The following is a 24,937-nucleotide window of genomic DNA, read 5'->3' as shown; positions in this document are numbered from 1 at the left end:
AATGTCTAAATTGGGGATTATTGGCGGTAGCGGTTTATATCAGATTGATAGTTTGAAGGGCATAAAAGAGGTCGCATTAAGCACTCCTTTTGGCAAGCCTTCAGATAAATTTATTACCGGGAAAATAGAGGGCAAAGAAGTTGTTTTTCTTCCTCGCCACGGAAGAGGGCATTGTATTTCTCCCAGCCAAATAAATTACCGCGCCAATATTTATGGGATGAAGAAACTTGGCGTGGAAAGCATTGTTTCCATAAGCGCCTGCGGCAGCCTTAAAGAAGAATTCAAGCCGCTTGATTTTGTGGTTATTGATCAGTTTGTGGACCGCACTAATAACGCTCGCGCGATGACATTTTTTGATGAAGGCATTGTGGCGCATATAGTTTTCGCGCATCCTGTTTGCCAAGATTTGGCAAAGGTAGTTTATGCTGCGGGCGAGAAGCTGAAATTAGACATTCATCCTCGCGGGACTTATATTAACATGGAAGGCCCGGCATTCTCAACTTTGGCTGAATCGAATCTTTACCGAAGTTGGGGCATGGACATAATTGGAATGACCAATATGGCTGAAGCAAAACTATCCCGAGAAGCAGAGATATGTTACTCTACTTTGGCCGCTGTTACAGATTATGACTGCTGGTATCCCAAGCACGCAAGCGTGACGGTGGATATGGTGATGCAAAATCTGCAAAGGAATATTGAAAACGCCAAGAAAATGATTATTCAGATCGTTAAAGCGCTGCCTGACAAGCGCGTATGTTCTTGTCAGGATGCCTTAAAATGCGCGATTGTCACTGATAGAAAAATGATTCCGGCGAAAGTAAAAAAGGATTTAAAGATAATTATAGGAAAATATATTTAAGCTTTCAGCCTTCAGCTTTCAGTCTTCAGCTTTTTTAGCTGATAGCTGATAGCTGATAGCTGATAGCTGATAGCTGATAGCTGATAGCTGAAAAATGGACTATAAACTTACTCTTAATCTTCCTAAAACTGATTTTCCCATGAAGGCGGATCTGCCCAAGAAAGAGCCCGTTATTTTTGAGCAGTGGGAGAAGAAGAATATTTACGTTTCTATCCAGAATAAAACTCAAGGTTTGCCAAAATATATTTTGCATGACGGGCCGCCTTATGCCAACGGGGATATACATATAGGCCATGCCTTAAACAAGACACTTAAGGATATCATTCTTAAATATAAAACCATGCGTGCTTTTAATTGCGCCTATGTTCCGGGTTGGGATTGCCATGGGTTGCCCATTGAGCATCAGTTGTTAAAGGAATTAAAGATCAATAAAACCCAGATATCGCAGCTTGATTTCCGCAAGAAAGCGCATGATTACGCGATGAAATATGTGGGTTTGCAGAAAGAACAGTTTAAGCGTTTAGGTATATTCGGGGATTGGGATAATCCGTATCTTACTTTATCACGCCAGTATGAAGAGGGGATAGTGGATTCTTTTGGCAAACTGGCGCAGAAGGGGTATATCTATAGAGGATTAAAGCCGGTTAACTGGTGTTATAAATGTGAAACCGCCCTTGCCGAGGCAGAGGTTGAATACGAGGATCATGTTTCTCCCTCTGTTTATGTGAAATTTAAATTAACCAATCCCTTAGATGGCCAAGACGCTTATTTATTGATTTGGACTACCACCCCCTGGACGCTTCTGGCTAATGTGGCAGTAGCAGTGCATCAAAAACTGGAATATGTTTTGGTAAACACTGCGAAAGGAATTTTAGTTATTGCCGAAAGCCTGCTCGATACAGTTATAAAAAATACCGGCCTTGGCCAATGTGCGGTTATTTCCCGCATTAAAGGCGAAAAGCTGGATGGGCTTGTTTATGAGCATCCTTTTTTAGATAGAAAAGGAAAAGTAGTTTTGGCAGATTATGTTTCACATGAAGAAGGCACTGGTTTGGTGCATACCGCTCCCGGGCATGGCAATGACGATTATTTCACCGGGATAAAATACAAGTTGGATATTATTATGCCGGTTGATAACCGGGGGAATTTTGACGCTTCTACCGGTGAATTTAAAGGGATGCAGGTATTTTCTGCCAATGATCCGATCATACAAAAATTGGATAGTTTAGGGATGCTTGTTTATAGCATGAAATATCCGCATTCTTATCCGCATTGCTGGCGCTGCAAGTCACCGGTTATTTTCAGAGCGACAAATCAATGGTTCTTAAAACTTGAACATAATAATCTCAGGCAGGCTTTACTTGAAGTAATCCAAAATAAGGTGAAGTGGATTCCCTCTTCGGGAAAAGAGCGCATTGGTTCAATGGTGGGCTTGCGCCCGGATTGGTGTTTATCGCGTCAAAGATATTGGGGGGTGCCGATTCCCTCTTTGGTATGCAATAATTGCAAAGAAGAATTCCTGGATAATAAGGTTATTGAGGTATTCCGCCAGATGGTTAAAGAAAATGGAACGGATGTTTGGTTTGAATCTGGCGTGCAGGAGTTTTTATATAAAGACATCCAATGCCCTTGCTGCGCGGGAAAAATATTCTCTAAAGGCACAGATATCCTTGATGTATGGTTTGATTCCGGAGTAAGCAGCCAGTCAGTATTAAAGAAAAGAAGTGAATTGGAATTTCCCGCTTCTTTGTACCTTGAGGGTTCAGACCAGCATAGGGGGTGGTTCCAGTCTTCGCTTATCCCGGCTGTCTGCATTGATAATCAGGCGCCATTTAAAAGTGTCCTAACCCATGGTTTTGTGGTGGATGGTCAGGGAAGAAAAATGTCCAAGTCGCAAGGCAATGTGGTTTCTCCATTTGATATTATAAAAGACTATGGCGCGGATATTTTGCGCCTGTGGGTGGCTTCAAGCGATTACAACGAGGATATAAGAATATCCAAAGAAATCCTGCAAAGGCTCTCGGAAGGTTACCGTAAAGTGCGCAACACCTGCAGGTTTATCTTAAGCAACCTCTATGATTTTAATCCCGATAAAGACAGAATAAGCTATGATGATATGGGCATGCTTGATAAATGGATACTCTATAAAAGTTGCCTTGCGCTTGATAAAGTTATAACAAACGGCTATGAAGAATTTGAATTTTATAAAGCCTATAAAGGTATTTATGATTTTTGCAATGAAGATCTATCCATGTATTATTTGGATATGGTAAAGGGCAGATTGTATACATACGGGGCAGATTCCCTTGAAAGAAGGTCTGCTCAGACGGCGATATATGATTTGTTAAATGCGATCGTAAGGGTAGTCGCGCCGATTTTGTCTTTTACCGCTGAAGAAATATGGTTTTATATGCCTAAAACTTCTAAAGATAAAGATGCCGCCAGTGTGCATCTTTTGGAATATCCAGATACCAGGCTTATTTTGTCTTTGTTGGAATCCGGCAAGGTCCATGGCTCTTTGGCTTATCAAGATATGGAAGAGGTCCTTAAGATGGTCCCCGATGTTGCCAAGGCTTTAGAAGAGAAGCGCATTGCCGGAATAATCGGCAGTTCTTTTGACGCCAAAATAAATATATTGACAAAGTCCCCTAATCAGTATACATTCTTACGCAGCTTAAGCCAACAGCTCTGTGAGGCCTTTAAAGTTTCTTCTGTGATTGTGGAAGAATCCAAAGATCTTATTTCTGGTGGAGATTGGCGTAATACCGTTTTTCCGGATGTATGCCTGGCCGCCAGTAAAGCAGATGGGGTAAAATGCATGCGCTGTTGGAATTATTCGCATTCGGTGGGGGAAGATGATGCGCATCCGTCAATCTGTAAGACTTGCCTTAAAGCCATAGGGGGGATTTCAGCGTGAAGAAGAAAATGAATAAAAAAGAGTTGATTGAGTTTAAGAGATTATTGATTAAGGTCAAGGACGGCGTTATTGACGATATCAACCATATTTCCGAGGACACGCTTAAAAAATCACAGAAAGAGGCATCCGGAGATATATCAGGCTATACTTATCATATGGCTGATGTGGCTACCGATACCTATGACCGTGAATTTTCTTTGGGCATCGCTTCAAATGACCGCAAATTCCTTTATGAGCTGGATGACGCGATGAAGAAAATAGATGAAGGAAGTTACGGCTTTTGTGAGAGCTGTAAGAAGACTATTTCCAAGACTCGCCTTAAAGCAGTGCCTTATGCCCGGCTTTGTGTTAAATGTCAGGAAAAACTGGAAAAAAAATAAAACCTTTCTTTAAATTTTCTTTATTTCTCTTTGGCCTTATTATTGCTGATCAGCTTAGTAAGGCCTTTGTTTCCTCAAAACTATACCTTTATCAATCTATCCCGGTTATCCAGAATGTTTTTCATGTTACTTTGGTGCATAACCGCGGCGCGGCATTTGGCCTATTCAAATATCAACGCTGGATTTTTATCGCCATTACTTTGCTGGTGAGTTTTTTTATAATCCGCAAGCTTAAAAAAGAGGGCTATAAGAACAACCTTTGTAATTTTTCTTTAACCTTGATCCTTGCCGGCGGCCTGGGAAATCTTATTGACCGTTTGATGTTTGGTTATGTGGTTGATTTTCTGGATTTTCGTATCTGGCCGGTGTTCAATATCGCGGATTCGGCGATAACAGCAGGAGCAATGTTGTTAGGATGGACAATATTAATAACAAATAAGCGTAAAACGAAAAACGCAAAACTATAATTCAAAATTCAAAATTTTTAATTTTACGCTATGGTTTTACGCTTTGCGTTTTAAGCTTTAAATTAAAATTATGCATCCAATTATCTGTCAAATCGGTCCATTTACCATTTATTCCTACGGTTTAATGATGGTTGTTGCTTTTTTAACCGCGGTATCCTTAGCTTGCCGTCAGGCTAAGAAGCAAGGGATAGATCCCAACATAATCTACAATCTTTGTTTTTATTCTTTTATCGCGGGGATTTTGGGGGCGCGGATATTTTTTGTAGTAGAGCATTTTAGGGATTATTTGGCTGAACCTTTAGAAATAATCATGCTGCAGCACGGCGGAATGTCCTGGTTTGGCGGTTTTACTGCCGGGTCATTAACCGCGTTATATTATGTCAAAAGAAACAAATTAAGAATCTACACGGTACTTGATCTATTGGCGCCGTTTTTGGCATTAGGCCATGCCATTGGCAGGCTGGGGTGTTTTTTAAATGGCTGTTGCTACGGCAGGGAAAACAAAATATGGGGGATGTATTTTCCCGCGCATGACGCCTTTCTTATTCCAACGCAACTTTATTCAAGCATTATTCTTTTTGCGCTTTTTCTTTTCCTGAAGAACTTACAGGATAAGCCCCATAGACAGGGCCAGGTATTCTTGTGGTATCTTTTATTATACTCAACCAAGAGGTTTTTTATGGAATTCTTGCGCGCGGATAATCCGCATTTCTTTTACGGCTTAAGCTTATTCCAGATTATAAGCGCGGGTTTTTTTATCTTTGCTTGCCTAAAACTGATCCAGCTTAACAAACGCTAACATATGCCAGAATACAGGTTAAAGGTTACAGCCAATGAAGTTGGCAAACGTGTTGATGCGGTATTGGCGGCTTTCTCCAAAGAAAATAAATTAGGCATTTCCCGTGAGAAAATCCAGGATTTTATTTCTAAAGGAGGTGTTTTAATCCAGGGCCAGCCGGTAAAAAGCGCCCATTATAAATTACATCTGGATGAAGAAATTGTTTTTTCTTTTCAAGAGAAGCAGGCCGCCGCTTTATTAGCTCAAGAGATTTCTTTGGATGTTATTTATGAAGATGATGACTTGGCGGTGATTAATAAGCAGCCCGGGCTTTGTGTGCATCCTGCCGCGGGGAATCCGGATAAGACCCTTGTCAACGCGATGCTGTTTCGTTTTAAAAATCTTTCTTCAATAAACCCAGAGCGGCCCGGGATAGTGCATCGCTTAGATAAGGATACTTCCGGGCTTCTGGTTATCGCGAAAAATAACGCCAGCCACCTTTGTTTGGCTGAACAATTCGCCCGGCATTCCATTAATAGAAAATATGTGGCCTTGGTTAAAGGGGTTATGGATTTTGACCATGATGTAATTGAGCTTCCTATCGGAAGGCATCCTTCCAAAAGGAAAAATATGGCAGTTAGTTTTTCTTCAGGCAATAAATACGCCAAGACTTCTTACCGGGTCATCAAACGCAATAAGGATTCTACTTTAGTAGAATTAGAGCCGTTTACCGGCAGGACCCATCAATTAAGGGTGCATCTGTCGCATTTAGGTTATCCTATATTAGGCGATGATAAATACGGCAAGAATAATTCTTTTTCGCGCATGGCGCTGCACGCGAAATATATTTCTTTTATCCATCCAACAAGCCAGAAGGCTATAGAGTTTGATTCTTCTATTCCGCAGGAATTCTTAAAAATAGCTTGATTTTAACGGTAGTTTACTTATAATAACCAGTTAAGGGTCTTGAAAAATTAAAAACGGAGGAGAGAATGGCCATGAATAAAAAAGGTAAAGTCGCGATTATCATATTAACACTTCTTATCATTATATCTTTGGCTTTATCAGGCGGCCTATATTATCTTCTTAATCAGGAAAAATTAGCTAAGGCCCAAATCCAGCAACAGCTTGAAGATGTCAGGGCTGAGCAGAAGCTGACCAAAATGAAATTAGAAGATTCAAAGAAAACGATCTTCAGCCTAGAGGATAAATTAAGCTCCACGGAGAAAAAAGTTTCTGCTTTAAATACTGAATTGGAAAATGAGAAAGCGGCAAAGCAAGATGCCATGGATCAGATTGGCGTAGTAAAGGCAGAGCTGAATAAGCAGGTTGTCTCTAAAGATGATTTGGCCAAACAGCTTTCCCGCGCGCAGGAAGAAAATAAAACCATCCAAGCCCGTTTGGCGGAACTGGAAAATAAGAAAATAGATTTAGAGGTAAAAATTAAAGACTTGGAAGAAAAATCCCGCCAGTTGGAAGAAAAATTTAAAGGCGTGCAGTTAGGCACTATCGTTGTTTCCCCTGAAGATAAGCCGCAAGCAGTTTCTGTCAAGAAAAACACAAAAGAAGAAGCCAGGGAAGCCAGGGAAAAACAGAAAGCCCAAGAGGCAAAGCTTAAGCTGGAAGAGAAAATAAAGAAAGACCAGCAGCTTGCCCAGAAAAAACAAGACGAGTTAAAACTTAAGAATGAAGAGAAGATGCGCAAAGAGATGCAGCGCACAACCAAGAAGTATGATAATCAGCAAGAGGTTGAAGCGAAAGCCCAGGCTGCAAAAGAGGCGCAAAAAGCAAAAGAGCTTGCCCGGCAGGCCTTGCTTAATCCCGAAGGCAGCATCGCGGTAGTAAACCGTGAGTATGATTTTGTGGTGTTGAATATCGGCGAAAAAGACGGCGTGAAAGCCGGGGACACTTTTCAGGTTTCCCGCAACAATAAGCTTTTGGGAGAAGTTAACGTAGAAAAAGTGCATGATTCTATGTCCGCGGCAGGTTTTGCTTCCGCAGGATTAAAAGAAGTAGTCCAAGAGGGTGATAAGGTCATAAAAAAATAAATGTGTTTTTTCTTAATTCGGCCGGCTGCAGGGTTAAGAGGCAGGATTTGTTTCTCAGGTGATAAGTCCATTGCCCATAGAAGCGCTATAATAAGCGCTTTATCAAGTAGCAAAGTTGTGATCAGTAATTTTCCCGCCAATCAGGATTGCCTTTCCACGATAGAAGTTTTGCAAAAATTAGGCGTGGATATCTGTTTTCGTAAGAGCAATAATAAAAGATTTCCCGGGTTATTAGTAACAGTGCACGGCAAAGGGCTTAAGAATCTTAAGAGACCCCAAAGCGGCAGGCTTTTTATTGCTGAATCCGGCACGACCTTGCGCCTTGTGTTGGGGGTTTTAGCAGGTTGTAATTTTAGAGCCTCTATTAAGGTAGGCAGGTCTCTTGGCCGCCGGCCAATGCTGCGGGTTAACCTTCCTTTGAGATTAATGGGCGCTAAGATAACCTCAAAAGTAAGAATGAAAGGCGCTAAATCCGAAGAATATGCCCCTCTAACTATTCAAGGGGGAGGGCTTAAATCTATTAATTACAAAATGCCGGTTGCCTCAGCTCAGGTAAAGTCAGCGGTACTTTTGGCAGGGCTTTGCGCAAAAGGAAAAACAGCAGTTATCGAGTCTGTTAAAACGCGTGACCACACCGAGCGTATGCTTAAACTTTTTGGCGCGCCTGTTGAAATTAAGAAAAACAGTGTTTCTGTAGAGGCTCTGGATAAGCTTGTTTCTCCGGGAGCCATTACTATTCCGGGGGATATTTCTTCGGCGAGTTTCTTTATTGTGGCAGCAGCTGTTTTCAGGAATTCATCTTTGATTATCAAAAATGTCAGCCTTAATCCTTCGCGCGTTGGTTTCTTAAGGGTGCTTAAAAGAATGGGCGGTAAGATCAGGATTAAAAAATATAATAACAAATTTTCCCGTTTTGAGCCGGCAGGCGATATCTTTGTAAGCACGAGCCGTTTAAGCGGCGTGAATATATCCGCGAAACAGGTGCCGTCTTTAATTGATGAACTTCCTATATTAATGGTAGCTGCAAGTCTTGCCAAAGGCAAAAGTGTTTTTCACGGGGTAGGGGAGTTGCGCTTCAAAGAAACCGACAGGATAGAGTCTATGCGCAGCAATTTGGCCCGTATGGGCGTAGATATTAAGGTTGTGCCTTCCAAATACGGGGAAGATGTTATTATTAACGCTCCATCAGAGCTTTACGCGGCTATCTTAAGAAGTTTTAATGACCATCGGACTGCCATGAGCCTGATTATTGCCGCCTTAGCAGCCCGGGATGAGAGTATTTTAGATGATGTCAGCTGCATTGATAAGTCTTTTCCGGATTTTCTAAGCACTTTAAAGGCTATTTTAATCTAACTTTTTGTTTGACAGCACTTTGAAACTCTGTTAAAATCCTTGCTATGGCGCAAATCCCTGAGATACTGAAGAAAACAATAAATTATATATTAGGTTTATTCTCTAATGACATGGGGATAGACTTAGGCACCGCCTCTACTTTGGTTTATGTTAAAGGAGAAGGCGTAGTTTTGTGTGAGCCTTCAGTAGTAGCTATAGAGCGCGGGACTTCCCATGTTTTAGCTGTAGGGGATGAAGCAAAGCGCATGTTAGGCCGGACCCCGGGCAATATTATCGCCATTCGCCCTATGAAAGACGGGGTTATTGCGGATTTTGAAATTACCGAAGCGATGCTGCGGTATTTTATTAAGAAGGTGCATCATCGCAGGGTTTTAGTCAGGCCCAGAATTGTTATTGCCATCCCATCGGGCATTACGGAAGTGGAAAAACGCGCGGTTAAGGATTCAGCTGAGCGCGCTGGCGCCAGGGAAGTATTTTTAATTGAAGAGCCTGTGGCCGCGGCTATTGGGGTGGGATTGCCGATTCAGGACCCGATTGGCAATATGATCATAGATATAGGAGGCGGCACAACTGAGATCGCGGTTATTTCTTTGGCGGGGATTGTCTTTGCCCGTTCTATACGCATTGGCGGAGATGAAATGGATCAGGCGGTCATTGAATATCTTAAAAAGACTTACAATTTAATGATCGGCGAGCGTACTGCTGAAGATATAAAAATAAAAATAGGCTCTGCCTATCCTTTAGAAGAGGAAATGAGCCTTGAGGTTAAAGGCAGAGATTTAATCGCGGGCCTGCCTAAAACCGTCACCATTACTTCTGAAGAAATAAGAGAGGCGTTGCAAGAGCCCTTAAGGGCAATCGTGGAATCTGCTAAGATCTCTCTTGAGAGGACTCCTCCGGAATTGTCAGCGGACCTTATTGAGCATGGGATTATGATGGCGGGCGGCGGTTCTCTATTAAGAGGTTTGGATAAATTAATTTCTGAAGAGACAGGCCTGCCGGTGCATGTTGCCGATGACCCTCTTACCGCGGTAGCAAACGGAACAGGCAAAGTGCTTAATGAAATAAAATACCTCAAGAGAGTTACCGTTCCGATAAAGTCTGAGATGCATTCTTAAATGTGTTTAAACCCAGTAAAAATCTAACCCTTACTTTCGTAGTAGCCGGCTTTGCTTTAGTTTGTTCTCTAACCGTTTCCTATCTTAAACCCATTGCTTTAGACATTTCACACCTGCCGTTATCGTTGTTTAATTTTCTTGCCGATGAAACAAAGGCCGCTATTTTCTATCACCGTAATTATAAAAATAATATTAAATTAGAAGAAGAGAACGGGCTTCTGAAGCAGATGTTAAATAAGATAGATGAAATAGACGCGGAAAATTCCCGCTTAAGAGAGCTTCTTTCCCTGAAAGATCAATCTTCATTTAAGGTGCGCGTGGCGGGTGTAATCGCGCATTCCCCGGATAACTGGTCAGCAAGCCTTATTATTAATAAAGGAAAAGCAAGCGGCATCAATAAAGGAATGACGGTTTTGTCTTATAAGGGGCTGTTGGGCAGGGTGGTTGAGACTGGTAATTTTACAAGCAAAGTCCTTCTTATTAGTGATCCTAGTTTAAGTATTTCTGCTTTAGTTATGCGCAGCCGTCAGGAAGGTTTGATCTGTGGCGGGTTAGGAAATTGCTTAAATATGAAGTATCTGCCGCGCGATGCGGACATCCAGGTTTCTGATGTGATAGTTACCTCCGGGCTAACCTCAGGCTGCCCTAAAGGTTTAATGATTGGCACGGTAACTTATGTAGGCGAGGAATTCTCAGGCTTAAGTAAATACGCAATTGTCAAACCCTTTTCAGATTTAGCAAACACAGAGGAAGTAATGGTGGTTGCGCAATGAGCAGTATTTTTATAGCGGGGCTTATATTATTAACCGCGTATTTTCAGGCCGGCATTATAAACGATATGCGGTTATTATATCTTAAGCCGGATCTTTTGTTTTTGATTAACGCGTTGTTTAGTTTATTGTTTTGTTATAATATCGCGAGGGTTTTAATTATCGGCCTGTTTTGCGGTTTGGCTAAGGATATTTTTATCTCGGGTTCGGTTGGGTTAAATTGTATTTTATTTCCGGTATTCAGCCTTTTATTTTCTTTTGTTGCCAGAAAAATAGAAATAGAAAATATCTTTGTAAAGATTTCTGTGGTGGCGGCAGGTTTTTTGTTTTATTCATTGATTATCCACGGGCTGATGCTGACAAACGGCTTAAGCGTATCTTGGGGTGTATTCTTAAGGATATTGGCCGTTGGTGTTATTTTTTCCGCAGCAGGTTCTTATATCCTTTGGGAATATATAATTAATCCATCCATAAAATGACTTATCCGAACAGGACAAAACTTGTAATATCGGTTTTTATCGCCAGCTTTGTTGTTTTGGGCTTTGGGGTTTTTAATCTTGCAATAATCCAGGGGGCCAAATTCAGCTTGCTCAGCCAAAAGAACTGCATCCGGGTTCTGCCTCAAGAAGGCGCAAGAGGAAGGATCTTGGACCGTAACGGAAATCCTATTGCGGACAATTACCTGGCTTTTGATGTGATGGTTTCAGGGCAAAATAAAGATGAACTTGAAAGGGCGTTAAGGAAAATCGCCTTTGTATTAGAGCAGGATGAGCAGAAGCTTAGGAAGAGATTCAGGTCGCGTTATATCTCTGAATCGCTGCCAGTTGTTTTGGATACGATTTCTGATAACAAAAAGCTTATCGCCCTTGAGCAGGCTAAATTTGATTCACCCGGAATTATCATACAGCCGCATCCATTACGCTATTATCCGTATGGCAATCTGGCATGCCATGTGTTAGGGTATCTAAGCCAAATAGACCAGTGGCGGCTTTATAAATTATCCGATTACGGTTATAAGCCGGCAGATATTGTGGGATTTGGCGGGGCAGAAGAAAAATATGATTATATTTTACGCCAAGGCGATGGGGCGATATCCGCGGAAGTAGATCATGTCGGAAAATTAGTCAGAGTAATAGGATATAAGCCTGCTGTTAATGGTGGCGATGTGGGCCTAACCTTAGATATTAAGATCCAGCAAATCGTCCAACAGGCGATGCAAAACCAAAAAGGCGCGGTTATTATTATGCAGCCTGATACAGGGGAAATCCTGGCGTTAGCAAGTTTCCCGGATTTTGACCCGGGTATTTTTATCAAAGGCTCTTCTTCTATTGAAGAGGTTTTAAACGACAAGCATTCGCCTTTTTTGAATCGCGCGATAAGCGCTTCGTATGCGCCTGGTTCTATATTTAAGTTAATTGTGGCTGTTGCGGGCCTGGAAAAAAAGAAAATAAATCTCGGGACTTCTTTTATTTGCCCTGGATTTCTAACAATAGGCAGGCGGCAGTTTAAGTGCTGGGATACGCATAACCGTCAAGATTTAATACAGGCCATAGCCGGTTCCTGCGATGTATTTTTTTATCATACAGGCTTAGCCTTGGGCCCGCAACTAATAACAGATTATTCTCTGAGATTTGGTTTGGCAAAAACCACAGGGATAGATCTTCCATATGAGGTATCCGGGTTTGTGCCATCAGTAGCCTGGAAGAAATCAAGCCGGGATCAAAAATGGTATGATGGGGATACGGCCAATTTTTCTATTGGCCAGGGTGATTTATTGACCACGCCTATACAAATACTAAGAGTTACTGCCTGTTTTGCTAATGGTGGTTTTTTGGTTGTTCCGCATGTTACTAAATATGCCGCTGGATATAACGCAGGGGGGCATTCTGGCAAGAAAATAAAAGTTATTTCCAAGCAAGAGATAGTTAATTACATAAGTGATGGCATGCGTAAGGCCGTATCAGATCCAGCTGGTACAGCCAGTATTTTGGCGGATTTGCCAGTTAAGGTATCAGGCAAAACAGGTTCCGCGCAGGTAACTGGATCTTTTGCGCACGGATGGTTTGCCGGTTTTTTCCCATCTGATCGCCCTAAATTTGCTGTTTGTGTTTTCTTGGAAAACGGCAAGGCAGGCTATTATGCCTGCTTAATAGCGAAAGAAATTATTACGCGCATGTTTGAGGAAGGGCTTATATGAAAAGCAGACTCTCAATTCTTTTTATTGCTATTTTGATAACCGCTTGCGGAGTGCTTTCTATATACAGCAGCACTTATCAAAAAGAGGCAGAAAGTTGGCAGTTTATTTATCAACGTCAAATACTCTGGGTTTTCTTAGGGGTGTTATTATTCTGGGTAATATCCAGCATTAATTACCGGAATCTTTGGGGTGTTTCTTATCTTTTCTATTTTGCTATATTTATTATTCTTCTATTAGTTTTGGCGTTAGGCAGTGTTCGGCTTGGCGCGCAAAGATGGTTAAGGATCGGAATTTTCAGTTTCCAGCCTTCGGAATTCGCCAAGATTATAATGGTTATGTCTATCGCGCGATATTTTACTCAAAGCAAGATGGATACCACATGGGGCGCGTATAAATACGGGATCCTGCGAGCTTTTATCCTGCCATTTTTTTTAGTGATGATCCCCGCTGTAATTATTATCAAACAGCCGGATTTGGGCACAGGATTATTAGTAATATTTGTTTTTTTGGCAGTAAGTTTTATGGCCGGGGTAAAAATCCGTTACTATGCAGGGCTGTTCTTATTATCTTTGCTTTGCGCGCCTATTTTATGGCAGATGCTTAAGGATTATCAGAAGAATAGGATCCTTGTTTTTCTGAATCCCAACATTGATCCCTTGGGCGCCGGCTATACAGTGATACAATCTAAGATAGCCATTGGCTCAGGAGGATTTTTGGGAAAAGGATGGCTTGCCGGCACGCAAAGCCAGCTGCATTTCTTGCCCGAAGCGCATACAGATTTTATTTTTGCCACTTTCTCTGAAGAATGGGGGCTTGTGGGGGTATTGGTTTTATTGTTCCTGTATTCATTAATACTAAAAAAGGGCATACGCATCGCTTTATCTACAAGTGATTATTTCGGTAAGCTTCTTGCTTTTGGGGTTACCTTTATGTTAGGCTTGCAGGTATTGATTAATATCGCCATGAATATAGGGCTTGTCCCTGTGGTGGGAGTGCCGTTGCCATTAATGAGTTACGGGGGTTCCTCAATCTTGGTGACATTTATATCTTTGGGAATACTGGCCAATATTGAGAAGACCAGGACAGTGTTTTAAGAAAGCTAAAAATTCAAAGCGCAAAGCGTAAAACTATAGCGTAAAATTGAAAACTTTTAAATTTTTAATTATGATTTTGCATTTTTCGCTTTAAGCTTTACACTACTACTATGACTGAAGATTATTTATTACAGGTAAGAAAGCCGGCGCGTTATACCGGGGGAGAATGGAATGTTTCCTCAAAGAAATTTGAGGATAACAAGGTAAACTTTGCTTTATGTTTCCCGGATTTGTATGAAGTTGGGATGAGTAATTTAGGTATCAGGATAATTTATGGCTTGTTAAATCAGCTGGATGGGGTTTGCTGCCAAAGGTTTTTTGCCCCTGCTGCGGATATGGAGCAAATTTTGCGCGCGAATAACCTCTTGTTTTCTTCTCTTGAAGAAGCCCGGCCGCTTAAAGATTTTGATTTCGCGGGGTTTTCTTTAGGATATGAATTGGGTTATGTGAATGTGCTGGGCATGCTTGATTTAGGCAATATCCCTTTGAGATCTGTAGAGCGCAATAAAGATTTTCCCCTTGTCATCGCAGGGGGTGTTTGTTGTTTTAACCCTGAACCGATGCGTGATTTCTTTGATCTTTTTCTTATTGGGGAAGCTGAAGAGGCCCTCCCGGAGATAGTGGGGCTTTATGCAAGGCTCAAAGATGATTATAAATCAGGCAGTCTGCTTAAAGAAGAATTGCTTAAAGAGTTTTCCCATATAGAAGGCGTTTATGTGCCTTCTTTGCCGGCCAAGAAGATAAAAAAGCGTTTTATCAAGGATCTGGACAGTAGCTTTTTCCCTGTGAAGTGGCTTGTGCCTTATATCGAGATTATCCATGACCGCATGATGCTTGAGGTAATGCGCGGCTGCCCTTATAAGTGCCGTTTCTGCCAGGCCAATAGAATTTATCATCCTTTGCGTTTTAGAAGCAAAGACAAACTTATCTCTACGGCGCAGGAAATATATTCTTCTACCGGGTATGAGGATATTTCTTTGGCCGGGCTTTGCGTCAGCGACTATCCGCGGGTAGATTTATTACTCAAAGATTTATTCGCTTGTTTTAGCCAAAAGGCAGTAAGCGTGTCGCTTCCTTCCATAAAACCCAAAGACTTAACCGGCGATATCGCGGGAATTCTTTCTAAGGTGAAAAAGACCGGGCTTACTTTTGCCCCTGAAGCAGGCAGCCAAAGGCTGCGCCGGGTGCTGAATAAAGAATTTGATGAGGATGTTTTCTTTGATGCCATGGAAAAAGCGTATTCGGCAGGTTATCAGAGGGTAAAATTATATTTTATGTCAGGGGTGCCTTCTGAAACGCAAGAGGATTTAGAGGGCATAATTGATTTTTCGGTAAAGGTTTCTGAATTAAGAAGAAAAATCGGTTTGCCCCGGGCGCAGATAAATATAAGCGTTAATACGATGATCCCCAAGCCGCATACCTGTTTTCAGTGGCAGGCTATGGATAACATAGAGGCGATGTTTGCTAAGCAAAAGATCCTAAGAGATAAAGCCTCTAAGCACAAAAGTTTAAGGCTTAATTTTCATGATCCGCATATGAGTTTCATTGAGGCGGTATTCTCCAGAGGCGATAGGCGTTTAGGCGGGGTCATTGAACATGTCTTTAGCCAGGGCGGGCGTTTTCAGGCCTGGGACGACCAGTTTAATTTTAAGCTTTGGCAGGATGCTTTTATTAGCTCTGGAATCAACCCGCAAGACTACCTGTTGGCAGGCAAAATAGAAGATAGGCTGCCTTGGGATTTCATTGATACAGGCATTCCTAAGGAATCTTTGGCACAGGAATGCGCCAATTTCTAAAATATATTGCAATATAATAAGATACAAGGTATAATAATTAACATGTTAAAAAGGACTTTTTATGAATAAACAGATAAATGTCCTTTTAAGTCCGGGCAATCTTAAATACAAGCTGAGGATGGTCTTTTATCTTATGCTTGTATTGCCTTTTTTGGTGTTAGGTTATGTTATTATGAATTATTTTCTTCCTAGCACCAATTTAACGGTAAGTCCACAGATTATGTGGGTATTGACAATAAGTGTTATTGTAGCTGTTACGGGGTTTTTTATCATTAAAGAGGTCTTTGACAGAGTTTCTTCAATAAGCGCTCAAGCCCGGATTATCGCCAAGGGGGATTTTCAGCATATCGTTAAGACCAGCAAAGGTGATGAAGTAGGATACCTGGGGGATGCTTTAAATCAGCTTACTTCTAAGATCCGCAGCAATATGGATGAGCTTAAGGGATATAGCGAAAGAACTACCAAGATAAATCTGGAAATACAGAAAAGAGTGCTTGTGCTTTCCAGCCTTCTTCAGATAAGTTCGCTTGTTTCGCAAGGTTTAAAGCTTGAAGAGATATTGCTTCTTTCGGTGCAGAAAGCCCGCACCTTGGCAAACTCTGATGTTGCTTTTATTTTGTCGCGTGAGTCCGACAATGGTGATTTTTTCATGAAGGCTGTTGATGGAGCTAATGCCCAGTATCTTTCTAAGGTAAAAGTAATCAAGGGCGATGATATTTTTCCGAAAATCTCCAATTTAACAAGGCCGCTTACAGTAGATAAAGCCAATTATATCCAGGAAAAAGACCGCGAACTTATTTATGAAAGATTTAGGCTGAAGAATTTTTTAAGCCTGCCGATTTTTGTCAGAGGTTCGTTAAGCAGTATTCTTGTAATTGGAAATAACAGGGAAGATTTTTGTTATCATGAAGAAGATGTGGAATTACTGGATATTTTTGCCAAGCAGCTTTCTATCGCGGTTGAAAATGATATGCTTTCCGGTTGGGTGGATGAGCTTGAGATTAAAGACAACCTTACCGGCTTGTATAATGAAAGTTTTATTAAAAGCCGTCTTCAAGAAGAAATCAAAAGGGCTATTGTTTATCAGAAACCGTGTTCTTTAGTTATATTTAATATAGATAATTTTCAGAATTATAGCCATAAATTAGGGGCTTTGCAGACGGAAGCGGCTTTGAAGAAAACAGCCAACATAATCCGGGATTTTATTTCAGAGTCTGACCGCGCGGCGCGCACAGGCGATAACGAATTCGCTGTAGTGCTTCAAGATAAGAATAAGCGCGCTTCCATACGCATGGCTGAAGAAGTAAGAAAGAAGGTAGAAGTTTCCTTAGGTAATCCCCAAGCGCAAGATATGCATCTGACTATAAGCGGGGCGGTAAGCGAAAACCCCATTGACGGAGTAAGCTCGGATGAGCTTTTCTTAAAGGCAAGGGAATCTTTAAAAATGGCCAAGGCCCAAGGGGGAAATAGGATTTCTATTTAGATTATGCCGATAAAAAGAATAATTAATAAGCAATTAGGTGAATTGTTGGTGGACCGCGGGCTTGTATCCGCAGACCAGCTTGATAAGGCGTTGAACTGCCAGAAAGAAAGAGGCGGCCTTATCGGAGAGATCATGGTGGAGCTGGGGTTTGCCAAGGAAGAAGATATCGCCCAATCCTTAACCGCGCAGTATGGTTTTCCGTATTTGCCGCTTGGTAATTATGAAATAAGCTCTGATGTAGCCAATATTGTTCCGTGCCGGGTTGCCAAGCAATACGTGCTTATCCCGATAGACAAAATAGGCAATAATTTGACCTTAGCCATGTCTAATCCTTTGAATGTCCACGCTATCGAGGATGTGGAAATGCTGACCGGATGCAATATCCAGACCTTTGTTTCTACTTCTTCAGATATAAAACAGGCCATTTCCAAATATTACAGTGAATAAATAACTTTGAAAAGTATGACGCTAAAAAGCCGATGCTTTCCTTAAAGGACCGTCTTAAAGAAGTGTTGGTTAATAGTAAGCTTTTGTCTTCCGAGCAATTGGATAAGGCTATTGCTATCCAGAAGGAAAAGGCAGGCCGCTTAAGCGATATTGTTGTCTCTTTAGGTTTTATCAAGGAACAGGATTTGGTTTCTATCCTAAGCCAGGGGTTGGGCCTGCCGCTTATTGATTTAAAACGTTTTAAGATCGATCCCGCTACAGCTAGAATAATCCCCGTAGAAATCGCCCGTCATTATCAGATCATAGCCGTTTCTAAAATAGGCCAGACTATTACTTTGGCTATGGTTGATCCTTTGAATATTTTTGCTATTGACCATGTAAAATCCCTGACCGGGTATAATATTAATCCTATTATTTCCGGGATGCAGGATATTATTGCCGCTATAGAGCTGTATTATCCCAATGTTACAAAAGACGAGATGGAGGATTTGGTCAAGGAGATAAATGTCCCCGGGATTGAACTTATTAAAGAGGAGAAAGAAAACCAACCCAGCGAACAGGAGTTAACCCGGGTCAGCCGCGAAGTGCCGGTTATAAGAGTAACCAATCTTATCCTTGAAGACGCTGTTAAGAAGAAATCTTCAGATATTTTGATCGAGCCTTGGGACAAGAAAATGCGCGTCCGTTTTCGTATTGACGGTGTTCTTCAGGAACAACAGTCGCCCCCGGCTAACATGCATGCTTCCATAGTCTCACGCGTTAAGGTCATGTCAGATCTTAATATCGCTGAGCACCGCCTGCCGCAGGATGGACGTTTTAAGGCGCGCATATCAGGAAGAGAAATAGATTTTCGTGTTTCCATTATTCCTTCAAGCTTTGGCGAGAAAGTGGCATTGCGTATCCTTGATAAATCCCAAGCCAACTTGGATTTAGCAAAATTGGGATTTTCTGATAATAATGTTACTAAGATCCAACAAGCTTCAAAGATGCCGCATGGAATGTTTTTGGTCACCGGGCCCACGGGAAGCGGAAAAACTACCACTCTTTATTCCATACTTAAATTTGTGGATGATCCGCATAAAAACATTGTTACTGTTGAGGATCCGGTTGAGTTTCAGCTCGATGGGATAAATCAGGTGACCATTAAGCCCGACATTGGCCTTACTTTCGCCAGTTCCCTGCGCGCAATCCTCAGGCAAGACCCTAACATTATCATGATCGGCGAGATCCGTGATTATGAGACAGTGGACATCGCCATAAAAAGCGCCTTGACCGGGCACTTGGTTATTTCTACTTTGCATACTACTACTGCGGCTGGATCAATTGTGCGCCTGATCAATATGGGAGTAGAGCCATTCTTGATTAATTCGGCGGTGGTGGGTATTGTGGCGCAAAGGTTGGTGCGTAAGATCTGTTCCAACTGTAAAGAAAAATATACATTAAGCCCGGAAATAGCAGAGGCATTAAAATTAGATAAAAGTAAAAGTGAATTTTACCGCCCCAAGAAATGTCCGTTATGTTTTAATACTGGTTATAGCGGCAGAGTTGCTATCGCGGAAGTCATTATCTTAAGCGTTAAAATACGGGATATGATCCTTTCTCATGCTCAAGAATATCAGATTAAAGATCAAGCCAGGAAAGAGGGGATGAGGACTTTACGCGAAGAAGGCATAGACTCAGCCCTAAGAGGGCTTACTACTATTGAAGAGGTTGTCAGGGTTACCGTAGCTGACGAATAATAAAATGCCCACGCTGAAAGATAATATTATCAATATTTTACTTACCAACAAGCTTTTAAGCCAAGAGCAATTGGATAAGGCCTTGGCTATTCAGAAAACAAAACAGGCTTCTTTGCGTAAAGTCTTAATCGACGAGGGATTTATTTCAGAAGAGGATCTATTGGCGGTTTTTTCACAGCACCTTTATGTGCCTACGCTTCATTTAGCTAAATATAAATTTGACCCTAATATTGTACAGTTGATACCTGAACATATGGCCAGGCAGTCTTTGATTGTCCCATTGTCGCGCATAGGCAATACCCTGACCGTGGCCATTGCCGATCCGTTAAATGTTTTTGCCTTGGATGATTTAAAATCATGCACTGGTTGTGATATTGATATAGTCTTAAGCCCCAGAGAAGAAATTGTCCACGCCATCGACGCTCATTATGCCCCTAAGCCCGCCAGTTTCCAGAATATCTTTAATGAAACTGTTGGCGAAGCCATGTCGCAAGACGCCAAAGACTCAGTAGAGATGATCGGAAGCGAGCAGATAGAATTATCAAGCGCGGTTAAAGACAGCCAGAAGCCGCCGATTGTCAAAATGGTGGATTTAATGCTCAGCGAAGCATTGCGCCGCAGGGCTTCAGACATTCATTTAGAGCCGGAATACGATTGCTTGAGAGTGCGTTACCGCATAGACGGGTCTTTATTGGAGGCGTTTAAAATCCCTCGGAATAACCAGAACGCGGTCTTGGCGCGGCTTAAGATTATATCGAATCTTGATATTACCGAAAGCCGTATCCCTCAAGATGGCAGGTTCAAGGTGCGTTTTGAAAACAGGGAAGTAGATTTTCGTGTTTCAAGCCTGCCTACTACTTTCGGGCAAAAATTTGTTTTGCGCGCGCTTGATAAGACCAATCTTTCCATAGGTTTGGATAAGCTTGGATTCTCAGAGAGGCCGACCCAGGTTTTTAAGCAAGCCATTGCCAAGCCTTTTGGCATGATCTTAGTTACCGGCCCCACGGGTTCAGGAAAATCCACGACTTTATATTCCGTTTTAAACCAGTTAAATACCCCTGAGAAAAATATTGTAACAGTTGAGGATCCCGTAGAGTATCAGATTGAAGGCATCACGCAGGTGCAGGTCAGGCATGAGATTAAACTTGATTTTGCTTCGGGATTGCGCGCGATATTAAGGCAGAGCCCGGATGTAATCATGATCGGGGAGATCCGCGATTTTGAAACCGCGGATATTGCCATTAAGGCCGCTCTTACAGGACAGCTTGTTTTATCAACGCTGCATACAAACGATGCGATATCAAGCATAAGCCGCCTTTTGGATATGGGGGTTGAGCCGTTTTTAGTCTCATCAAGCCTGGTGATGTTGTGCGCTCAGAGACTGTGCAGAAAACTGTGTCTTAAGTGCCGCAAACAGATAGATGTGCCCAAAGATGTTTTGCGCAACTTAGGCCTTGATGAAAGAATGCCGGTGTATAATTCCTATGGGTGTAAGTATTGTAATGACACGGGTTTTTATGGTAGAATAGCAATCCTGGAGACTTCTCTTATTGATGATAAGATAAGAGAGATGATTACCAAAAAGCGCTCTATTGATGAAATCAAAGATTATTGCATAAAAAATTGTGGGATGCTTACCCTCCGAGATGATGCTTTTATAAAAGTAAGAGACGGGGTTACTTCTTTGGAAGAGGCGGTCAGGATCACTACTGAGGAATAGGATACAAAAAATGAAGATATTAGTAGTAGGTGTTGATAATAACGATTCCTTGATGGCGCGGCTTAAAGAAAAACAGAAAGATCAGGAAGGCTGGATGGTTTATCTTGAAAGCGATATCGGACTGGCTTTGGAAAAATTCAAAGATAACGCTTTTGATGTGGTGATTGTCAATGAGGATATTCCTGTTTTTGATTGGTTTTTAAAAGAGATAAGGAAGAATGATCCGGATTGCTGTATTTTAGTTTTTAGCCAGAACCCGGTCAATTTTACCCAGGATGATCTGCAGGCATTAGGGGTATTTGATTGTATAGAGAATCCCATAGATTATAAGAAAGCCTCTTTTTCCATTGAGAGGGCTTTTGTATTACATTCCATGCTTGTTTCACACAGGAAGTCCATGCATAATCTTCAGGAACAAAATAATTCTTTGCAAAAACAAAATGCGCTTTTAGCCAGCAGAATAGAAGATTCGGCGCGGAATTTGACTCATCTTTATGAGGATTTGCGCGCAACATATTTGCGCACGATAAAAGTCCTGGCACAGGTAATAGACGCTCGTGATCATTATACGCACAGCCACTCCCAGCTTGTTTCCAAATACGCGGTTAGCATCGCCGAAGAAATGCAATTGCCGGCCAGGGAAATAGAAATGATAAGAGAGGCATGCGAGCTGCATGATTTAGGAAAAGTGGGCATTCAGGATAGTATTTTAATTAAGCCTTCGGAATTAACACCCGAAGAATGGCAGGAAATGCGCCGTCATCCATCAACCGCCGCGCAGATCTTAGAGCCGCTTACTTTCTTGAAAGAAGTTATTGAGCTTATCCGCCAACACCATGAACATTATGACGGGTCTGGCTATCCGAAGGGGCTTAAGAGGGAAGAGATTTGTTTGGGCTCAAGGATCATTAATCTGGCGGACTCCTACGAGGCTATGCGTTCGCCGCGTTCGTACCGTAAGGTTCCTCTGACAAAAGAAGAAGCTGTTTCAGAAATAAAAAATAACAGCGGTATTCAATTCGATCCTCAGGTAGTAAGCGCATTTCTGAATATTGTGGAGAATTTGGAATAAATCAAGGAGGAATATATAAATGTTGTCCTTTAATTATATTGCCAAAGGCAAAAGCGGGCAGACCATTAAGGGAATAGTTGAGGCCAAGAGCGAGACCGAAGCAAGCGAAATCCTGCATAAGCAGGAGTTGTTTGTTATAGCTATTGAACAGTCCAAGGTAGCTGTTTCTGTGCGCAAGAAAACAGGAAAGGTCGGCATAGATGATATTGTTATATTTTCTCGGCAATTAGCCACCATGATTGACGCAGGTATTCCACTGGTGCAGTCTTTAAATATATTGGCAGAACAAATCGAACAGCCAGTCTTAAGAAATGTTGTTTCCAGCGTGCAGCAGGATATAGAGGGCGGGATGAGTTTTTGCGATGCCTTGGCAAAACACCCTAATATATTTTCTGATCTTTTCGTCAGTATGGCCAAGGCAGGAGAAACTTCCGGTATGTTGGATCAGGTTTTGGATAGATTAGCTTCTTACCTTGAGAAGGCAGCTTCTTTAAGCCGAAAGGTGCGCTCCAGTATGATTTATCCGGTTGTAGTTTTAATAGTTGCCTTTGCGATTACTTCCTTGTTATTAATAAAGGTAGTGCCTACCTTTAAGGGTATATTTGACAGCCTTGGCGGAACATTGCCGCTACCAACAAGGATATTGGTGGGGATAAGCGATATTTTCAAGAAATGGTTCCCTATTGTTATAGGAGGGTTTTTTGTTGCCGGGTTTATTTTTAAACGTTATGCCGCCACTGTCCGCGGTAGATATAATATTGATTATCAAAAATTAAGGCTGCCGGTAGCGGGTGAGCTTTTTCGCAAAGTAGGAGTGGCCAAATTTTCGCGCACCTTCGCCACCTTAATGAAAAGCGGCGTTCCGGTTCTGAATGCTTTAGATATAGTAGCGTCAACTTCCGGAAATAAGGTCATAGAAGAAACTATCCTTAATTGCCGCAACGCGGTGCGCGAGGGAGAGCCGATATATAAGCCTTTGTCTAAAAGTAAGATTTTTCCTGCGATGGTCTGCCGCATGATAAGCGTAGGAGAGCAAACAGGGCAGTTGGAAAAGATGCTTTCTAAGATCGCTGATTTTTATGATGAGCAGGTTGATGTTGCGGTATCAGGGCTTACAAGCATGATAGAGCCTTTAGTCATTGTATTCTTAGGCGGGATTATAGGAGGCATAGTAGTGGCTTTGTTTATGCCGATATTCCAGCTTACGGAGATGATAAACAGGTAAGAAAAAAATAAAAAAAATTTCTTGACAATTAAAGCATGTTCTGTTATATTTACTTACCCTGCAAGATGTATATTTAAAATCTTCACGGGTCAAATATATCGTGAGAATAAATAAAAGCGATATTGACAAAATCATCTGAAATTTAATTTTAACTTAAGTTAAGGCGTAAAATCAAGCGCCCTGTAACTTACGGGGCGTTTTTTTGTTGCGCAGAATGCGCGACACCGGGCAATCCAGCCCACTAGGGCGTACTTGGCAATCATTTATGCCAAGGTGATTTATGCCCGGGTGTTATAAGCTGATACGCGGCACACTTGCCATCAAATAAGGCAAGGTGTGCGAGAAGCACTAAGCGGCGCATAAATAGATGTGTATCTATCGTTCTTTCTAAATTATAGCCAAGCGGAAAAGGAAACAAAACAAAAAGTAGTTTTAGAGCCATTATACTTTCTCTTACGAGATTCACCGTAGGTGAACTTGCCTACGGCAAGATTTTATTCGGAGAGTTTGATCCTGGCTCAGAGTGAACGCTGGCGGCGTAGATTAGGCATGCAAGTCGAGCGATGCTTTGATTGGAGAGGTTGAAACCGTAAGGTGGATGCCAATTCGGTTGAAGACATAGCGGCAGACGGGTGAGGAACACGTGAGTAATTTGCCTCTAAAACAGGGATAGCTTCGCGAAAGCGCAAGGTAATACCAGATGTGTTTATACTGACATATGTCGGTATATGTAAAGGTGGCCCGCAAGGGTTGTCGTTTAGAGATAAGCTCGCGTTTTATCAGCTAGTTGGTAGGGTAATGGCCTACCAAGGCTAAGACGAATAGGTGGCCTGAGAGGGTGGTCACCCACACGGGGACTGAGACACTGCCCCGACTCCTACGGGAGGCTGCAGTCGAGGATATTTAGCAATGGACGAAAGTCTGACTATGTGACGCCGCGTGAGGGATGAAGGTTTTCGGATCGTAAACCTCTTTCGATAGGGAAGAAACCTGCAATTAATAATTGCAGCTGACGGTACCTAGAGAAGAAGCCACGGCTAACTCCGTGCCAGCAGCCGCGGTAATACGGGGGTGGCAAGCGTTACTCGGATTTATTGGGTGTAAAGGGCAGGTAGGCGTTCTGCTAAGTTAGAAGTGAAATCCTAAGGCTTAACCTTAGAACTGCTTCTAAAACTGACAGAATTGAGGCCAAAAGAGGAGAGTGGAATTCCCGGTGTAAGGGTGAAATCTGTAGAGATCGGGAGGAACACCAGTGGCGAAAGCGACTCTCTGGTTTGGTCCTGACGCTCAGCTGCGAAAGCTAGGGGAGCAAACAGGATTAGATACCCTGGTAGTCCTAGCCGTAAACGATGAGCACTAGGTGTTGGGGGTAACCCCTTCAGCGCCGTAAGATAACTCGTTAAGTGCTCCACCTGGGGACTACGACCGCAAGGTTAAAACTCAAAGGAATTGACGGGGGCCCGCACAAGCGGTG

At 42.2% G+C, this 24,937-nt stretch carries 20 protein-coding genes and 1 rRNA gene; all 21 read left to right on the top strand.

Translation table 11 applies throughout. From position 1 onward, the window contains the following. Position 1 precedes the first annotated feature (1 nt). Positions 2 to 859, top strand: coding sequence for an S-methyl-5'-thioadenosine phosphorylase (gene mtnP / locus MUF05_06820; GenBank protein ID MCU0666786.1), 858 nt, complete (start codon positions 2 to 4; stop codon positions 857 to 859). A gap of 94 nt (positions 860 to 953) precedes the next feature. Then, the gene (gene ileS, locus MUF05_06815) at positions 954 to 3,776 is read left to right on the top strand and encodes an isoleucine--tRNA ligase (protein ID MCU0666785.1); all 2,823 of its coding nucleotides are present in this window, start codon (positions 954 to 956) and stop codon (positions 3,774 to 3,776) included. Beyond that, positions 3,773 to 4,156: a TraR/DksA family transcriptional regulator gene (locus tag MUF05_06810; protein MCU0666784.1), complete on the top strand. Its 384-nt coding sequence runs from the start codon at positions 3,773 to 3,775 to the stop codon at positions 4,154 to 4,156. The genes ileS and MUF05_06810 overlap by 4 nt, the downstream gene beginning before the upstream one ends. Beyond that, a complete protein-coding gene (gene lspA / locus MUF05_06805) occupies positions 4,129 to 4,623 on the top strand; it encodes a signal peptidase II (protein MCU0666783.1) in 495 nt (164 codons plus the stop codon). The genes MUF05_06810 and lspA overlap by 28 nt, the downstream gene beginning before the upstream one ends. Positions 4,624 to 4,693: 70 nt before the next feature. Next, positions 4,694 to 5,422, top strand: a complete 729-nt coding sequence (gene lgt, locus MUF05_06800) for a prolipoprotein diacylglyceryl transferase (protein ID MCU0666782.1) — start codon at positions 4,694 to 4,696, stop codon at positions 5,420 to 5,422. A gap of 3 nt (positions 5,423 to 5,425) precedes the next feature. Continuing rightward, positions 5,426 to 6,328, top strand: coding sequence for an RluA family pseudouridine synthase (locus MUF05_06795; protein ID MCU0666781.1), 903 nt, complete (start codon positions 5,426 to 5,428; stop codon positions 6,326 to 6,328). Between the two features lie 71 nt (positions 6,329 to 6,399). Continuing rightward, the gene (locus MUF05_06790; GenBank protein MCU0666780.1) at positions 6,400 to 7,449 is read left to right on the top strand and encodes a hypothetical protein; all 1,050 of its coding nucleotides are present in this window, start codon (positions 6,400 to 6,402) and stop codon (positions 7,447 to 7,449) included. Continuing rightward, positions 7,450 to 8,802, top strand: a complete 1,353-nt coding sequence (aroA, locus tag MUF05_06785; protein ID MCU0666779.1) for a 3-phosphoshikimate 1-carboxyvinyltransferase — start codon at positions 7,450 to 7,452, stop codon at positions 8,800 to 8,802. A gap of 44 nt (positions 8,803 to 8,846) precedes the next feature. Continuing rightward, the gene (locus MUF05_06780) at positions 8,847 to 9,920 is read left to right on the top strand and encodes a rod shape-determining protein (GenBank protein MCU0666778.1); all 1,074 of its coding nucleotides are present in this window, start codon (positions 8,847 to 8,849) and stop codon (positions 9,918 to 9,920) included. A 2-nt stretch (positions 9,921 to 9,922) separates the two neighbouring features. Beyond that, the gene (gene mreC, locus MUF05_06775) at positions 9,923 to 10,693 is read left to right on the top strand and encodes a rod shape-determining protein MreC (protein MCU0666777.1); all 771 of its coding nucleotides are present in this window, start codon (positions 9,923 to 9,925) and stop codon (positions 10,691 to 10,693) included. Continuing rightward, positions 10,690 to 11,169 carry a hypothetical protein gene (locus tag MUF05_06770; GenBank protein MCU0666776.1) on the top strand — a complete coding sequence of 160 codons (480 nt, stop codon included), beginning with the start codon at positions 10,690 to 10,692 and terminating at the stop codon, positions 11,167 to 11,169. The genes mreC and MUF05_06770 overlap by 4 nt, the downstream gene beginning before the upstream one ends. Further along, positions 11,166 to 12,887 (top strand): penicillin-binding protein 2, encoded by a 1,722-nt coding sequence (gene mrdA, locus MUF05_06765; GenBank protein MCU0666775.1) that lies wholly within the window; start codon positions 11,166 to 11,168, stop codon positions 12,885 to 12,887. The genes MUF05_06770 and mrdA overlap by 4 nt, the downstream gene beginning before the upstream one ends. Continuing rightward, on the top strand, positions 12,884 to 13,981 hold the full coding sequence (gene rodA, locus MUF05_06760) for a rod shape-determining protein RodA (GenBank protein MCU0666774.1): 1,098 nt from the start codon (positions 12,884 to 12,886) through the stop codon (positions 13,979 to 13,981). Before mrdA ends, rodA begins: the two co-directional genes overlap by 4 nt. 110 nt (positions 13,982 to 14,091) lie before the next feature. After that, positions 14,092 to 15,777 (top strand): radical SAM protein, encoded by a 1,686-nt coding sequence (locus MUF05_06755; protein ID MCU0666773.1) that lies wholly within the window; start codon positions 14,092 to 14,094, stop codon positions 15,775 to 15,777. Between the two features lie 61 nt (positions 15,778 to 15,838). Further along, on the top strand, positions 15,839 to 17,260 hold the full coding sequence (locus MUF05_06750) for a diguanylate cyclase (protein ID MCU0666772.1): 1,422 nt from the start codon (positions 15,839 to 15,841) through the stop codon (positions 17,258 to 17,260). Positions 17,261 to 17,263: 3 nt separating this feature from the next. Next, positions 17,264 to 17,707, top strand: a complete 444-nt coding sequence (locus MUF05_06745) for a hypothetical protein (protein ID MCU0666771.1) — start codon at positions 17,264 to 17,266, stop codon at positions 17,705 to 17,707. A gap of 32 nt (positions 17,708 to 17,739) precedes the next feature. Next, complete coding sequence (tadA, locus tag MUF05_06740) at positions 17,740 to 19,446, top strand: Flp pilus assembly complex ATPase component TadA (GenBank protein ID MCU0666770.1); 1,707 nt, start codon at positions 17,740 to 17,742, stop codon at positions 19,444 to 19,446. 4 nt (positions 19,447 to 19,450) lie between these two features. Continuing rightward, entirely contained in the window at positions 19,451 to 21,166 is a 1,716-nt protein-coding gene (locus MUF05_06735) for a GspE/PulE family protein (GenBank protein ID MCU0666769.1), read from the top strand. Between the two features lie 10 nt (positions 21,167 to 21,176). After that, positions 21,177 to 22,238 (top strand): HD domain-containing protein, encoded by a 1,062-nt coding sequence (locus tag MUF05_06730; protein MCU0666768.1) that lies wholly within the window; start codon positions 21,177 to 21,179, stop codon positions 22,236 to 22,238. A gap of 19 nt (positions 22,239 to 22,257) precedes the next feature. Then, positions 22,258 to 23,463 carry a type II secretion system F family protein gene (locus tag MUF05_06725; GenBank protein MCU0666767.1) on the top strand — a complete coding sequence of 402 codons (1,206 nt, stop codon included), beginning with the start codon at positions 22,258 to 22,260 and terminating at the stop codon, positions 23,461 to 23,463. Positions 23,464 to 23,958: 495 nt separating this feature from the next. Next, positions 23,959 to 24,937, top strand: a 16S ribosomal RNA gene (locus MUF05_06720); the annotation flags it as partial.

The organism is Candidatus Omnitrophota bacterium, assembly GCA_025453395.1.
GTDB lineage: Bacteria > Omnitrophota > Gorgyraeia > Gygaellales > Profunditerraquicolaceae > JAlOQK01.
Note: the sequence above shows the minus strand (reverse complement) of the source record. Positions and strands in the feature narration are given on the sequence as shown.